Raw genomic sequence first — 15,895 nt, 5'->3', positions numbered from 1 at the left:
ACCCCCGCACCACCCGTAAATCAAGTGACCCGTAACACGCGTCATAATTGAAACATGACCGATGCACTCTCCCCCTTCTCCGTCCCCGTCCGCGAGTGGTTTCGCCGCACCTTCAGCACACCCACCGCTGCACAGGAAGGCGCATGGGAGAGCATCCGCAAAGGCCGCAACACCCTCATTATCGCCCCCACCGGCTCGGGCAAAACCCTTGCCGCCTTCCTCTGGTCCATCGACGCCCTCTACCGCGAACACCGCGAGCAGGTCCCCGGCACCGCGCTGCCTCCGCGCGGCACGCGGATTCTCTACATCTCACCCCTCAAGGCCCTCGGAGCCGACGTCGAACGCAACCTGCGGGCCCCACTGGCCGGCATCACGCGCCTGAGCACCGCGGACACCGGAAGCGTGCCGGAGGAACCCCTCATCACCGTGGGCGTGCGCAGCGGCGACACCCCCGCCCGCGAGCGCCGCCGGCTCATCAGCAACCCGCCCGACATCCTCATCACCACCCCCGAGTCCCTCTACCTCATGCTCACCAGCGCCGCCCGCGACACCCTCGCCGGCGTTACCACGGTTATCGTGGATGAGATTCACAACCTCGCCGCCACCAAGCGCGGGGCACACCTGGCCGTCTCCCTCGAACGCCTGGACGCACTCCTGCCCGAACCCGCCCAGCGCATCGGGCTCTCCGCGACCATCGAGAATCCCGACGCCGTGGCTCGTTTTCTAGGCGGTGTGCAACCCGTAAACATCGTCAGCAAGCCGGTGCCCAAGCGCTGGGACCTGAGCCTGAGCGTTCCCGTTCCCGACATGGCAGCCCTCGGTGGGGCAAACGAGTACGGGCAGGGTCTCTACGGGCCCGGCGAGGCGACAGGAAACGCCTCGAAGCCGGTTCTTTCCGCCGCCGCGCCCACTACCCCACCCTCCGCCGCGCCTTCTACCGAGCCTTCCGCAGAGAGCCTCTCTGCCCCCGGCTACACCCTTGAGGACGCCATCGGGGTCTTTCCCGCCGCACCCTCGGTCGGTTCCGAGGCTTCCCTTGAACTCAACGCCGTTCTTAACCCCGCCGAAGCCTACGCGGAGGCCGCAGGCGGGACGGAGGGACGCGCCGAGACCTCCATCTGGCCCCGCGTGCAGGAACGCATCGTCGACCATATCGAGAACAACCGTTCTACAATCGTCTTCGTGAACTCCCGCGGACTCGCCGAAAAGCTCACCGCCGCGCTCAACGACATTCACCTACGCCGCGCCCTCGCAAAGCAGGGCATCAGCCCCGAAGACTATGCGGCAGGTATTTCCGGCATCACCGAGATACCACCGCTCGCCCGCGCACACCACGGCTCCGTCTCCAAGGAACAGCGCACCCTCATCGAGGAGGCGCTCAAGGGCGGAACCCTGCGCTGCGTGGTGGCCACCAGCTCCCTCGAGCTGGGCATCGACATGGGCCACGTGGACCTCGTTATTCAGGTGGCCGCGCCTCCCTCCGTCGCCTCCGCCCTGCAGCGCGTAGGCCGCGCCGGCCACCGCGTGGGCGATATCTCCCGCGGCGTCTTCTACCCCAAGCACCGCGGCGACCTCCTCGGGGCGACCGTGACCCTCGCGGGCATGCGCAGCGGCACCCTCGAACCGCTCGCAATCCCCACCAACCCCCTGGACGTGCTCGCCCAGCAGACCGTGGCCGCCTGCGCCCTTGGGCCCATCAGCGTTGACTCCTGGTACGAGGCCCTGCGCCGCAGCGCCCCCTACACCGAGCTGCCCCGCGCCCTCTTCGACGCCACGCTCGAAATGCTCGCCGGCCGCTACCCCTCCGACGAGTTCGCCGAGCTGCGCCCGCGCATCCTCTGGGATCGAACCCCCACCGAGCAGGCGCCCTCCGGCAGTATCGAGGGCCGCCCCGGGGCTCAGCGCCTCGCCGTCACGAGCGGCGGAACCATCCCCGACCGCGGCCTCTTTCCCGTCTACCTCGTTGGCGGGGACGAGGAACGCGGCCCCAAGCGCGTCGGCGAGCTCGACGAGGAAATGGTCTACGAATCCCGGGCCGGCGAGGTTATCACCCTCGGTGCCAGCAGCTGGCGCATCGAGGAAATCACCCACGACGCGGTGCGCGTTACCCCCGCCCCCGGCCTACCCGCGCGCCTGCCCTTCTGGCACGGCGACCGCGCAGGACGCCCCTACGCCCTGGGCCTGCAAACGGGCGCCTTCACCCGAGCCCTCTCCAGCTTGGAGGCCGCGGATGCACCCGCCGCCCGCGGACAGCTCGAGCAGCTCGGCCTGGACCGCTGGGCCGTGGACAACCTGCTGGCCTACCTGCGCGAGCAGCGCGAATCCACGGGTGCCGTTCCCTCCGACCGGCGCCTCATCGTGGAACGTCACCGCGACGAGCTGGGCGATTGGCGGCTGATTCTCCACTCGCCCCTGGGCTACTCGGTGCACGCCCCCTGGGCCCTCGCGGTGCGCGCCCGCATTATCGAGCGCTACGGCGTGGACGCCTCGGTCATGGCGGCTGACGACGGCATCATCCTGCGTCTGCCCGCGATGGAGGACGTTCCGCCAGGGGCCGACCTCTTCCTCTTCGATCCCGAAGAGCTGGAGGGCATCGTCACCGATAGCGTGGCCGACTCGGCCCTCTTCGGCTCGCGCTTCCGCGAGAACGCAGCCCGCGCCCTTCTGCTACCCCGGCGTAATCCGGGCAAGCGCACGCCGCTCTGGCAGCAGCGCCAGCGCGCCGCGCAGCTTCTGGACGTGGCCCGCAAGTACCCCGAATTCCCCATCCTGCTGGAAACCGCCCGAGAGTGCCTGCAGGACGTGTACAATCTGCCGGCCCTACTACAGGTGCACCGCGCCCTGCAGTCGCGCGGCATCGCCCTAATGGAGGTGGAGACCGAGGCTCCCTCGCCCTTCGCCCGCACCCTGCTCTTCGAGTACGTGGCCGAGCACCTCTACGATGCGGATGCGCCCGCCGCCGAGCGCCGCGCCGCCGCCCTGGCCCTGGACCCGGCCATGCTCGCGGAGCTTTTGGGCACAACCGGGCTGCGCGAGCTGCTGGACCCTGCGGTGCTGACGCAGACCCTGGCCCGCCTGCAGCGCACGGGCGAACGCTACCGCGCCTCCGGGGTGGAGGGCGCGGCGGACCTGCTGCGACAGCTGGGCCCGCTGAGCGCCCGCGAGCTGGCCGAGCGACTCCACCCGGAGTCCGTCGAGCCCGAGCCGGCAACTCCGGATCGATCCGCCGAGCACCGCCCCGCGGAACCCCCGGTGAGCGAGGAGTACGCCCACAAGCTGGCCGAGCAACTCGTGCACGCGCGACGCGCCTACACCTTCGAGGGGCCGGGTACCCCGGAAAGCGGCCCGCAGCTCTACTACGCCGCGGTTGAGGACGCGGCCCGCCTGCGCGACGGCCTGGGCATTATGCCCGCCGCGGCGCTACCCCTCGCCTTCCTGGAGCCGGTGGCCGAACCCCTCGAGGACCTGGTCTCCCGTTTTGCCCGCACCCACATTCCCTTCGGCGTGCACGAGGCGGCGGCCCACTTCTCTCGCCTGACCCCGGTGGGCACCGGCGTGCTTCTCCCCGTGCTGCTGCGCCTGCAGCGCCAGCGGCGCGTGACCTCCGGCGAGTTCCTGCCCGAGGTGATGCGGGGCGCCTCCGAGCGGGCCGAGGGTCCGGGCGGCTCCCCCGAGTGGGTGGATGTGCAGGTTCTACGCACGATTCGCGCCCGCTCGCTTGCAGCACTGCGGCAGGAGATTGAGCCGGTCCCCGCGCGGGCCTACGGATTCTTCCTGCCCGCATGGCAGAACGTTCGTTCTTTATCGGTGCGCGTGGCCCGGCCCCTGGCCGAGGCGAGCGCCTACGGCGCGTACATCGAGCCGCAACGCACGGCCCGAATCATCGACGAGGCGCCCGCGCCCCTCACCTCTGCCGCACCCGAGAACGTCCGGGAGGAGCACGCCGACGCCCCCAACGGCGCACAACGCCTCGACGAACCCACCCTGCAGGAGGAGCTGCTAACCGCCATCGACCAGCTGGCCGGTGTGCGCATGCCAGCCTCCGCCCTGGAAACGCTGATCCTGCCGGCCCGCATCAAGGGCTACCGCCCGCACCTACTCGACGAGCTCATGATGACCGGCCGCGTCTTCTTCACCGGGGCTGGTCGGCTCGGTGGCGCCTCCCAGCGCTCCGACGGCTGGATTCGCCTGCACCTGAGCGAGAGCGCGCCGCTCACCCTGGGCCCCGGCTATCCCGCGGATTTTCTGCGGGAGGAGGAGCCCGAGCTCCTCGAGCACATGCAGACCCCCGGCACCCTCGAGCACGCAATCCACGAGGCGCTCGCCCACGGCGGCCTCTTCGTGCCGGCCCTGCGCGAACGGGTCGTCCAGATTCTCAGCGAGGCGGCGGCCCCCGGTCAGACGGTCTCCTTCCCGGATACTACCGAGCTCTCGAGCGCCCTGTGGCGCCTCGTGTGGGCCGGCGTGCTGACGAACGATTCCTTCAGCCCGGTCCGCGCGATGCTTGCGGGGGCCAGGAGCGCGCATCCGACCCCCGCGTCCGCCCCTCGCCTCTCGCGAGTGAGCCGCCGCGGAGCCGGTCGCATCGCGGCGGCGCGAGCCTCGATGGGCCGTTCCCCGCGCGGCGGGTATGCCGGAGGTGGCCCCTTACCGGTGGCCCCGCAGGATAGCGGACGCTTCTCTCGCGTGGACTCCCTGCTGGGCGAGCCCCTGGACCCCACGGTGGCCGCCCTGGCACGCGCCGATCTGCTCCTGGACCGCTACGGAGTGCTCACTCGCGGCTGCCTGCAGAGCGAGGGCTCCCCCGGTGGCTTCAGCCAGCTCTACCGCATCTACTCCGAGGCCGAGGACCGCGCGCTCGTGCGCCGCGGCTACTTCATCGAGGGCCTGGGGGCCGCACAATTCGCGGCCCCCGCCACGGTGGATGCGCTGCGCTCGGCAGCCGACCACCTCGGCTCGCGCGATGAGCAGCCCCACCGCACCGCAACCGAGGAGGTGTTCGGCACGTTCACGGTGACGCTTCTGGCCGCCACGGATCCGGCTAATCCCTACGGCGCCGCACTCGCCTGGCCCAAGTTACCGAAGCTCGCGGAGGGATCTGCGCCCCTGCGGCACCGCCCGGCCCGCAAGGCCGGTGCCTGCGTGGCGCTCGTGGATGGCGCACCCGTGCTCTATTTGGAGCGCGGCGCCAAAACCCTGCTCATCTTTACGACCGACCCGGTTCTGTTGGAGGCGGCCGCCCCGGCCATCGCGCGCATGATGGACTCGGGCGGCATGGATAAAATCTCGATCGAGAAGGTCAACGACGTGGAGCTTCTCGACGGCTCCCCCACCTTCGACCGGAACGGTGAGGATCCGGTGCAGACTCTGCGTCGCGCCCTGCAGCATCAGGGGTTCTATACGACGGTGCGCGGGCTCTCGATGCGCCGGCCTCTTTAGCGTCTGTGCATCCGCAAGGTGCCTTCCGTGCACGACAGAGCGCCCCACGCCTCCTCATGGGGGAGGCGTGGGGCGCTCTGCGTTCCCTACTCACATAACCGGATGGTATTCCCGGAATCCGCCACACTCTCGAGTTTTCGAGATGGTGGACCATGGCGCGATCTCTCGGGCCACCGGCTCGAACCCGGGGCCAAGCGGAGGAATATCCGTCCGGGGATTCGAAGCCCAATTATCATCGAATCCTGCTACCAAACATCGGAGAGGGACGTTTGCGGACCGTGAGGCTAGTAGCCTCCGGTGAGTGTATCGACGGCACCCAAGCACAGGTCGATGGCCTCTTCCAGCCCCAGCCCGCGGGTGCGCACGGTGCGCTGGTCGCGGGGGTTGAGCTGCACCACGTGCAGGGCAAAGTAGTCCACGAGCTGCAACCAGCCGCCCAGGATAACTCGGGTGCGGTCGTTGACCGGCATGCCGGTACGTTGCAGCATCCATTCGAGATAATCCGTGGGATTATTCGGGAAGTCCTCACCGCCGGGGATGGGAACTCCGGCCACCACGAGGAAGTACGTGCGCAGTGCGTTGCGCAGGGCCTCTTCGGGGTTTTGCTGATGCTCGCCTAGGGCCTCGAGGACCGCCTTTGCTTCACGGCGGGTGACCGCCGCGGCGAGCGAGTCCTTACCGGGGAAGTAGTGGTAGAGTAGCGCGCGGGTGATGCCGGCATCGCGGGCGATAGCACTCATGGATGCGCCGAGCACGCCCTTACGCGCGAAGTGTTCCGAAGCTACCTGAAGAATCTGCTCTTCACGTTCATGCGGTTCCATGCGCAACGCACCCGTAGTGCGGTGTTCTGCGCCCTGTTCGGTGGACGGCGCAGAAACTTTAGCCTCGGCGACTGTGCCCTGAGGCGCGCGTGAAGTGTCAGATTGCGCCGGCACAACCGGGGAACTTCCCTTAATCTCAACTTCCTTACGCTGTTTCTGTCCCATTTCGAACCCTTCGTTCGATTTTCCGAACTCCTGTGTCTTAATCGTAACGCTTTAATGTGCTTCTCAGTATTTTTAAAGCATTTATGACGTAGAGTATTCAGGCTATCAGGTCTCTATATGATTTACATCTTTTAGTCCGCGATGTTCTATATACTCTAAACGGAGTATTTATTATGGATGGTTTGACAGGCTTTTCGAAAATAACGCACGCATTAAGTTGTTTTTATAAAATTAGCTTTATTTTTTTAAATTAAATACCGTATATTTTTAAAAATATGTGAATATTTCGTTTTTTACCCGTCTTATTCCCACAATCGCAGATGAGTGTCAGATAAATCTCTGAGCCCCCCCGACACCACCCCACCAACCGGTACAGTAGAGCCATGCCCACCCACAAATCCCACCACGCCCCGGCGCGGAACACCTCCGCACAGAGCACCTCCACACAGCACACGAAGCCCGCCCGCCGCACGCATCGCCGCCTACTGACCCCTCCGCTGGCGCAGAAGAACGGTATCGACCCCATCCAGCTCGTGCTCCCCCAGCCCGAAGAACTACCGGAGGCGCTCGCCCCCGGCGGACGCGCCCCCGCCACGATTGCCGACTACCTCATCGCGCGCTTCTACCCAAACGACCCGCAAATCATTCACGCCCGCTTCAAAACCAGTGAGGTGCGCCTGGACGGCGGCACAGTGCTGACCGCCTCCAGCCCCTACGTACCCGGCGAGCGCATCTGGTACTTCCGCGAACTCGCCGATGAGCCGGAACTACCCTCCGACCTGCCGGTGCTCTTCGAGGACGAGCACGTGCTGGCCATCGACAAGCCCCACTTTCTGCCGACCACCCCGCGCGGAGCGTACATCGCGCAGACCGCACTGACCAAGCTACGCGTGCGCGAGGGCAACCCGCTGCTGATTCCGATTCACCGACTTGACCGGCCCACCGCAGGGGTGCTGCTTTTTGCTAAGACTGTGGAGGCACGCCGCCCCTTCCAGATGATGTTTCAGCACCGCCAGGTCTCAAAGACCTATCGCGCTGTGGCGCCGGTACCCGCCGATGCTGCCGCCGCCGAACAGGCGTTGAGCACGGAGGGGCTGCTGGTGCGTTCGCACATCCAGAAGGTTCACGACGTGCTGCAGGTGCAGCAGCTTTCTGAGGCAGAGTGCGCGGCACAGGGCGTGGAGCCGAATACCCTCACCACCGCACGCATCCTGGAAACCTTCACTCCTAGCCCAGCCGAGGCCGAAGCTTGGGGCGCCGAGCCAGGCCGCCCGTGGGGCCTCTACGAGCTTGCCCCGCACACCGGTAAGACCCATCAGCTGCGCGCGCACCTGAACCTGCTCGGCACACCAATTCTTGGGGACGTCCTCTACCCACGTGTACTCCCCGACGGACCCGACCGCCCCGATTACCCGCTACAGCTACTAGCGCACACTTTGAGTTTCAAACATCCCATCACCGGTGAGCCCATCAGCCTGCACAGCGGCCGCACATTAAGTGCATGGGAGAGCAAGAACAACGCGGTGCGGGAGGCAAGCTGAACCCCCCGGAGGGACCGGAAATGACCCGGTACCAAAAAATGCGATAATGCAAAAGTAAGACTTCACCGCACACATATAGAGGGCACCGTGAATTCCCAGCCGTCTTCCCACACCGCGCACTCCCCGGCATCCGTGAGTGAGTACGCGGAACGCACCTCCTCCCACGCCGAGGCCGCAGCCGCCAGTGTCACCGACACTTTTGTGCACCGCATCCTTGGCGTACCCGGAGCACTCATCGGATCCGTTCAGGTGCCCGACCCGCGCCCGCTGAGCCAGCGCCTCAACACGTGGCATTACTGGTGGCAGGCCCACCTGCTCGAGTGCATCATCGATGCCGGCCAGCGCCACCTGCGCGAGGGCCGCATCACCGAGGCTCAGGAACAGCTACACCGCGCCCGCTCGCTGTTGCGCGGCATCAACGTGCGCAACCTCGGCCGCTACGCCAACGACTACTTTGACGACATGGCCTGGCTGACCCTGGCGGTGGGCCGCATGAACTCCTTCTCGATTGAGCTGACCGGCGCGAACGACGTGGCAGCGCAGGACGCCGGGGCTGCCCTCTTCGAGCAACTCGCCAAGGGCTTCGCGCCCGGCGGAGGCATGAGCTGGCGCAAGTCCAAGCGCGACTTCGTGAATGCTGCAGCCACCGCACCGGCAGCTATCGCATATGCCCGTGCGGGTGACCCGCATACCGCCGCCGCCCTCATGGACTGGATGAACGCAACCCTCTGGGATGCGGAACGTTCGCTCTATATTGATGGTGTGAACGTTCGCGGTGAGGAAGGCGAAGAGCACGAGTACGAACGTGGCGAGTACACCTACAACCAGGGCACCGCACTGGGTGCTCTGCTGACCCTGGCCGCATCCGGCGTACCCTGCGAGGTGAATCCCATCGAGCAGGCCGAACGCCTGATCGTGGGCATCGTGAAGCACATGACCGAGGAAGTCGAATTCGTCTCCGGGGCGCGCCGCCGCATCCTCATCTCACACGGCGACGGTGACGGCGGCCTCTTCACCGGCATCCTGGTACGCTACCTGGGCATGGCGGCTTCCTCGCCCCTGCTGAGCGACGAGGCCCGCGCCCTGGCCTCCAGCCTCATCTACTCGACCGCCCGCGCCCTGTGGGAGGGCCGCCGCGAATTCGACCCAAATCTGCCGATGAACGAGTTGGGTATCGACCCCAACGAGATTCGCGGTAAGGCACTCGTGCAGTTCTCCCCGCGCTTCACGCAGGCCACGAGCGAGGCACTCAAGCCCGGCGCACCCGTGGAGCTTTCCACGCAGCTACAGGCCTGGACCATTCTTGAAGCCGCAGCACGCCTGGCGCACACTCGTGATATTGCCTCGCATCACGGCTACTAGAAGCCGGGCGGCATGTTAGGGGTGGGTTCATTGCAGGCCCACCCCTCACGCTGTAGGGTGAGGGTATGTTAGCACCAGAATCACAACAGGTAACCGCCAGCCCGAACTCCAACACCATCTTCATGGTGTGGAAGTTCAAGGAAGAGGCTTCCCACGACACTGTCGTCGAGGCTTTCCAGAATGTCTGCGCACTCGTCGTCAACCTCAACCACACCGCCGCCAACCGTTACTCGCCCGAGAACGCTAACGTTGTTCTGGGCATCAGCCACAGCGCATGGCTGACCCTGGACCTGCCTAAGCCCCTGCCGCAGGAGCTCGTAGAGTTCCAGGAGATTAAGGGTTCCAAGCACACCGCGGTCTCCACCCCCGGCGATTTGCACTTCCATATCCGCGCGACCCAGCCGTCTGTCGCCTACGATATGGCCTCCGCTATTACCGCGGCGCTGCGCGATGTAGCCGAGGTACTCGAAGAGGTGCACGGCTTCCGCTACTGGGATGGCCGCGCCATCATCGGCTTCGTGGATGGCACCGAGAACCCCCAGACCCCCGCGGCCCGCGAGTACTTCGGCCTCATCGGTAACGATGACCCCGCGTACAAGGGCGGCAGCTACCAGTTCGTGCAGAAGTACATTCACGACATGACCGCGTGGAATAACCTGCCCGTCTCTGAGCAGGAGAAGGTCATCGGCCGCTCCAAGCAGGACGATATCGAGATGGACGAAGACGAGAAGCCCGCCAACTCACACTCCGCCATCGCCAATATCGGTGACGACTTCAAGGTTATTCGCGACAACATGCCCTTCGGTACCGTGGGTAACAACGAGCTGGGCACCTACTTCATCTGCTACGCCAGCACCTTCTCGACCGTTCAGAAGATGCTCATGAACATGTTCACCGGAGTGGACGGCGCCAACTACGACCGCCTGCTGGACTTCAGCACCCCGGTGACCGGCACCCTCTTCTTCGTGCCGACCATGGATATGCTCGGCGACTTCGCCGGCTAATCCGGCTCCACGCCCCCGCAACCCCGCCTCCCGCGTTGGAGGCGGGGTTTTCCGGTACCCTAAGTATGAACTCAGACGGACAGCGCACTCAGATCGAGAGAAGAATGAGCGTTCTAGATAACTCTTTCCCCACCGAAGACTTCGGCTTCACCATCACCAGCCGCCTGGCGGACACCGCCTCCCCCAGCGCTGAACGTGTAGAAGCCAACGGCGGGCAGTTCCGAGGACGCACCGGCGTCATCAACACCCCGCACGGTCAGATTCAGACCCCCGCCTTCACCCCCGTGGGCACCAAGGCAACCGTCAAGGCGGTCCTGCCCGAATCCATGAAGGAGCTCGGCGCTCAGGCTCTGCTCTCCAACGCCTACCACCTGTACCTGCAGCCCGGCCCCGAAATCCTGGATGCAGCAGGCGGCCTGGGTGCCTTCATGAACTGGGACGGCCCCACCTTCACCGACTCCGGCGGCTTCCAGGTCATGAGCCTGGGTTCCGGCTTTAAGAAGGTTATCGACATGGGTACCGTCGCGGACGCTAAGGGTGCCGACGGCCGCCCCCTCGGCGACGACGACGTAGCGAAGGGTAAGGAACGCCTCGCCCACATTGACGACGACGGTGTGAACTTCAAATCCCATATTGACGGTTCGATTCACCGCTTCACCCCCGAGGTGTCCATGCAGGTGCAACACCAAATCGGTGCCGACGTCATGTTCGCCTTCGACGAGCTGACCACCCTGTACAACTCCCGCGGCTACCAGGAGGAGGCGCTCGAACGCACCCGCCTGTGGGCGCTGCGTTGCATTGCTGAGCACCAGCGCCTCACCGCAGAGCGTATGGGTAAGCCCTACCAGGCACTCTTCGGCGTGATTCAAGGCGCCCAGTACGAGGACCTGCGCCGCAAGGCGTGCCAGGATCTCGGCGCCATGCCCTTCGACGGCTTCGGCATCGGTGGTGCGCTTGAGAAGGAAAACCTCGGCACCATCGTGCGCTGGTGCGCCGAGGAGCTGCCCGAGTCCAAGCCCCGCCACCTGCTCGGCATCTCCGAACCCGATGACATCTTCGTCGGCATCGAAAACGGTGTGGACACCTTCGACTGCGTCTCCCCCACCCGCGTGGCACGCAACGCGGCCGTCTACTCCCCCACCGGCCGTTTCAACGTCACCAATGCGCGCTTCAAAGCGGACTTCTCCCCCATCTACGAGGGCTGCGACTGCTACACCTGCACCCACTACACCCGCGCCTACCTGCGTCATCTCTTCAAGGCCGACGAGCGCCTGGCGGCGACCCTTGCCTCCATCCACAACGAGCGCTTCATCGTGCGCATGGTGGACGACGCCCGCGAGGCCATCAAGGACGGCACCTACTTCGAGTACCGCGACAAGTTCCTCAGCAACTACTACTCCGGCAAGAAACCCTAAACCCGTCGAAACCCGCCGACCGCACAGCCCACGACCCCATTAGGAGAACCCCATGAGCATCACCCACGTCCCCGACGAGGAGCTCCTCGTTTTCGACCACGAGATTGCCGCACCCGTCGAAGACGTCTTCGGCGCCTACATGGACCCCGAACTGCTGGCCCGCTGGTACGGCCCGGCCGGCTGGCACGTCCGCCCTACCGATGTGGTGCTTGAACCCATGGTGGGCGGCATGCAGCGCCTGTCCATGATCAACGAGGTGGACCCCTCCGTGTCTTGCATCCTGCAGAGTCGTTTCCTGGCCATCGAGCCCTTCAAGGAGATTGAGTACGCCGAACAGCTGCCCGACCACCTGGGCAACCCCGGCAGCGTGCTGGTCTACCAGCGTCACCGTTTCTTCCCCGAGACGGTGATTACCGCCGATGGCGTGGGGTCCGGAACCCGTATCGTCGTGGAAATCGGCCCCATGCCCGCCTCGGTCCACGAGGAGGTGCGCACCACCTGGCGTTCAACCTTCACCCGCCTGGATGACGTACTGGCCGCCCGCGCCCGCGGCGAGAGCTAAGCTCCACCGCACGGACTTCTTGAAGCAGCATCGATACAGCAAAGCGCTACGCTGACGATTGAATCGTCAGCGCAGCGCTCGCGGTATAGGGCTACTTCTCGGACCGCAGGGGCCTTGAGAGATTAGCTAATTGGCCAACTTCGCGGTGATAACGGTGCTACCGCCATCCATAGATACGCACTCGGGGGTCGCGCGGTCCACGCCGTCGCCAGGCTTCCAGTAGCAGCGCGCCGACATGACATCGCGCTCACCATTGGCTTTGTTGGTTACCTCGGCGGGATTCTGCACCACGAACTGGCGGATTAGCTCCTTGGCGAAGAGGCAATCCACCGCGCCCGAAGCCACCTGAATCGTGGCGTCGTGCTTCAGGTATCCGGTGGCCTCCAGGGTACCGCAGGTACCTCCCGCGGACTTCACATTGGAGGATGAAAGCGAGGCGGTGCTCGAGGGAGCTGAGGAGGCCCGAGCTGTCGAAGCCTGAGCCTGCCCGCCGGTCTGCGCGCTCGCGGTAGCCGTAGCACTTGCGGTCGTGATAGTGCCGGGGGTGACGGTTGCCTCCGCGGTAGCAGCCTGCACCGTTCCGGGGGTCGGGGTGGCTTCCGTGACGGTCACGGTGCGGGTGGGGCTGGGGGTGGGGGTTGCCTTCGCGCTCGTTGCGCTGTGGCTGGGGGTCGCGGTGGCGCTCGGCGAGGCCGAGGTTCCGCCTCCGCCGGAGCAGCCCGCGAGGGCGAGCAACAGCGTCGCGCCAAGGGCCGCGGGAGTGTAGCGTTTCATCCGGCGGTGCGGGTGAAGAATCTGTGCCGGTTGCATGGTGACCTTTCTGCGTCTTTGGTTCCGGGTTCCTTAACCATTCTAAAACGCCGCCTATGCGGGGGCTATGCCTCACTTCAACAAGCTATGTACGAGCGGTGGGAGGGGATCCCCGCCATTCGCGAGGAGCCCCTCCTGAGCTTATCCACAGGCAACCCCTGCGGTTGTGAGTACGGCTAGTCCTCTCTTCCGCCATCAGTCGGAATGCGCCGGGCTGTTCCTTACTTCTTCGGCAGGAAGGAGCTTAGCAGCTCTCGTTGCTCGGGGCTGAGTCGAGTCAGGCGTCCAGCGATGGAGTCCCAGAAGGCCAGCACGGTGAAGGCGCGCACGCACTCGCGGCTGTCCACCGGGGAGAGAATCGAATAGCCGATACGCACGGACGCGGCGCTCACCTTTTCCACGCGCGCACGCACGGGCACGGGCTCACCGGTATAAGGCAGCTGCGCGAGGTAGCGGATGCCGTGCTCAGCAATGAGGGCCTGAACGCCCTCGGGCACCAGGTCGAAGAGCGGGATGGGCGGGTTGGGTGCCACGGTCGGCTTCTCGCCGGAAGACGGCGGCGGGCCGAAGAGGGCCACACGGGCCTCCTCCATGATTGAGAGCATTGCAACGTTGTTGACGTGTCCGTAGGCGTCCATGTCGCCCCAGCGGGCGGGGACGTGCACGGTCAGCTCGTCGGTTGCGGCCTCGGTCGTCGTGTTGGAGGCGATAGTCGCGGAGGTGGTTTTCTGGGGGTTTTCGTGGCTTTGCATGACTTTAACTCTACTCCTTTCAGAAATACCCCGGAAAATTCACACACAAACACATATTTGCACTAAAATTTATGCTCTTCCGGAGTGTACCCATCACAAATATTGGGCCGAATTAAAATGATGAGGCCCGAAAGCTACGATGCTTTCAGGCCTCATCCAACACACAGACATTTGAACGCATACAAGATCATACGGTTCGCTACTTATCATAGACCTCTTTCGAGGGCCTGCGTTATTTTTACGGTTATATTACGGCCGAAGCCTTAATCTTCCGTATTTTTCGTTTATTGACGTTCGCGCCACAAGAGCGTCACGGAAGGGTTAGCGCCCCAGCTTTGCCGCGGTCTCGAGGGCGTGGTCGGCATCGTGCTGCGCCGCATCGTAGCCCTCTGTCGCCCGTTGTGCCTCCGCAAACGTCTGATCGTCAATCGTGTGGCTATGACGGATACGAGCGAAGTACAGCACGCTCAGCACCACAAAGTAACCCACGCCCACCACGGAGGGAATCGCGGAGCCGCGCACCCTAAAGAGCGCCACCCACACCGCGAAAAGCAACACGATACCCACGCCGGCGGTGAAGCGTCCACCCCACAGGCGGAACCCGTGCGCGGCGGGCTCAACGCGCTTGTACACAATGTAGGCGAAAAGAATCAGAACCCACACGGTCAGCGCGCACACCATAATCACAAAAATCATGGAGAGGAACGCCTCCTTGGGGCTGTACAGCGCCAGCAGAATAGCAATCACCATGCCACTGGTTGACAGCCACACGGCACGCGCAGGCACACCCGCACGGTTCACCCCCGCCAGCGGTCGAGGAGCCATACCGTCAACCGCCAGGGAATGCAACAGACGCGCACCGGCATACAGGTTCGCGTTCGCACTCGACAGGGCCGCAATCAGCACCACAAAGTTCACGAAGTGAGCCACACCGTGCACGCCCAGCTGCTCAAAAACCAGCACGAAAGGAGAGGCCTCAACCGCATCGCCCAGGCTCGAGGCCGAACGCCACGGAATCACGGCCACCACAATCAACACGGCCAGCACGTAGAAGGTCGCCAGGCGGATCATCATCGCCTTCGCGGAAGAACGCACCGAGCGGGAGGGGTCCTTCGCCTCCGCAGCCGAAATGGAAATCATCTCGATACCGCCGAAGGAGAACATCACCACGGCCAGCGACAGCCACACCGACTCCGGGCCGTTTGGCATGAAACCGCCGTCATTGAAGAGGTTTGCGGTACCCACCGCGGCGTGGCCGGGCAGACCAAAGAAAATCAGGCACAGGCCCACCAGCAGGAAGGCCACAATCGAAATCACCTTAATCGACGAGAGGAAAAACTCCAGCATGCCGAAGGACTTCACGCTCGTCAGGTTCAGCACAATCAGCGCCGCACCAAACACCGCGATACCCACCCACAGAGGCAGCTGCGGCCACCAATAACTCAGGTAGGTCGCCACCGACACGAGCTCCACACCGGCAATCAGAACCGTCGCCGTCCAGTATGCGATGCGCGTCAAGAATCCCGCGAAGGGCCCCAGGTAACGGGTTGCAATCGTGCCGAAGCCGCCGCGCACCGGGTAGCGAATCGCCATCTCACCGGTCGCCGCACCAATCACCGAAGCGAGCGCCGAACCGATAGCGTAGGTCAGAATAACCGCGGGGCCGGCCATGGCAATCGCGGTGCCCGACCCTAGAAAAAGGCCGGTGCCGAGAGCCGAACCCATCACAATCATGGTCATCTGTCCGTGGGACAGGGAACGCTTCAGGGTTCGAGACTCGGTGGTTCCCGCGGCGACGGGGCCGCGGGTGCTGTCATTGTGGGACACGGCTGTGCCTTCCTTCAATACGCCCGAAGGCGTGATGTGTGCTGTGTGCTCGCGCTACAGAAACCGCGAAGTCAAAACCACGGGTCAAAACCACGGGTCAAAACCACGGGTCAAAACCGCGGGTCGCGGGCGCGAATAATTCCATTGTACGGGTGCCAATTGGTGCATCCTGCGGCAGAAGTGGGAGCTACCGGATG

General features: G+C 64.7%; 10 protein-coding genes. 6 read left to right on the top strand and 4 right to left on the bottom strand.

The genetic code is table 11. From position 1 onward, the window contains the following. Positions 1-54 precede the first annotated feature (54 nt). The gene (locus JX292_RS06500; protein ID WP_204862750.1) at positions 55-5,439 is read left to right on the top strand and encodes an Lhr family helicase; all 5,385 of its coding nucleotides are present in this window, start codon (positions 55-57) and stop codon (positions 5,437-5,439) included. Positions 5,440-5,723: 284 nt separating this feature from the next. Here the strand turns inward: JX292_RS06500 and JX292_RS06495 are convergent, their stop codons facing one another. Further along, positions 5,724-6,425, bottom strand: coding sequence for a TetR/AcrR family transcriptional regulator (locus JX292_RS06495; protein ID WP_239653677.1), 702 nt, complete (start codon positions 6,423-6,425; stop codon positions 5,724-5,726). A gap of 383 nt (positions 6,426-6,808) precedes the next feature. On the opposite strand from JX292_RS06495, the gene JX292_RS06490 reads away from it, so the two are divergent. The 5 genes from JX292_RS06490 (at position 6,809) to JX292_RS06470 (ending at position 12,309) form a co-directional block, all read left to right on the top strand. Next, on the top strand, positions 6,809-7,966 hold the full coding sequence (locus tag JX292_RS06490) for a pseudouridine synthase (RefSeq protein ID WP_204862742.1): 1,158 nt from the start codon (positions 6,809-6,811) through the stop codon (positions 7,964-7,966). Between the two features lie 87 nt (positions 7,967-8,053). Then, positions 8,054-9,328 (top strand): glycoside hydrolase family 76 protein, encoded by a 1,275-nt coding sequence (locus tag JX292_RS06485; RefSeq protein WP_204862740.1) that lies wholly within the window; start codon positions 8,054-8,056, stop codon positions 9,326-9,328. A 65-nt stretch (positions 9,329-9,393) separates the two neighbouring features. After that, positions 9,394-10,332 carry a Dyp-type peroxidase gene (locus tag JX292_RS06480; protein ID WP_204862738.1) on the top strand — a complete coding sequence of 313 codons (939 nt, stop codon included), beginning with the start codon at positions 9,394-9,396 and terminating at the stop codon, positions 10,330-10,332. Positions 10,333-10,436: 104 nt separating this feature from the next. Further along, a complete protein-coding gene (tgt, locus tag JX292_RS06475; protein WP_204862736.1) occupies positions 10,437-11,747 on the top strand; it encodes a tRNA guanosine(34) transglycosylase Tgt in 1,311 nt (436 codons plus the stop codon). Positions 11,748-11,799: 52 nt separating this feature from the next. Further along, entirely contained in the window at positions 11,800-12,309 is a 510-nt protein-coding gene (locus JX292_RS06470; RefSeq protein ID WP_204862730.1) for an SRPBCC family protein, read from the top strand. A gap of 126 nt (positions 12,310-12,435) precedes the next feature. Here the strand turns inward: JX292_RS06470 and JX292_RS06465 are convergent, their stop codons facing one another. From JX292_RS06465 to JX292_RS06455, 3 genes are all read right to left on the bottom strand, one after another. Beyond that, positions 12,436-13,119, bottom strand: a complete 684-nt coding sequence (locus JX292_RS06465; RefSeq protein WP_239653676.1) for a hypothetical protein — start codon at positions 13,117-13,119, stop codon at positions 12,436-12,438. 221 nt (positions 13,120-13,340) lie between these two features. Next, positions 13,341-13,871 (bottom strand): acyl-CoA thioesterase, encoded by a 531-nt coding sequence (locus tag JX292_RS06460; protein ID WP_204862729.1) that lies wholly within the window; start codon positions 13,869-13,871, stop codon positions 13,341-13,343. Between the two features lie 321 nt (positions 13,872-14,192). Continuing rightward, positions 14,193-15,698 (bottom strand): amino acid permease, encoded by a 1,506-nt coding sequence (locus JX292_RS06455; protein ID WP_204862728.1) that lies wholly within the window; start codon positions 15,696-15,698, stop codon positions 14,193-14,195. Positions 15,699-15,895: the final 197 nt, after the last annotated feature.

It is taken from the genome of Rothia mucilaginosa, assembly GCF_901875305.1.
Taxonomy (GTDB): Bacteria; Actinomycetota; Actinomycetes; order Actinomycetales; family Micrococcaceae; genus Rothia.
The sequence above is the reverse complement of the archived record's forward strand: the minus strand, read 5'-3'. Positions and strand labels throughout refer to the sequence as shown.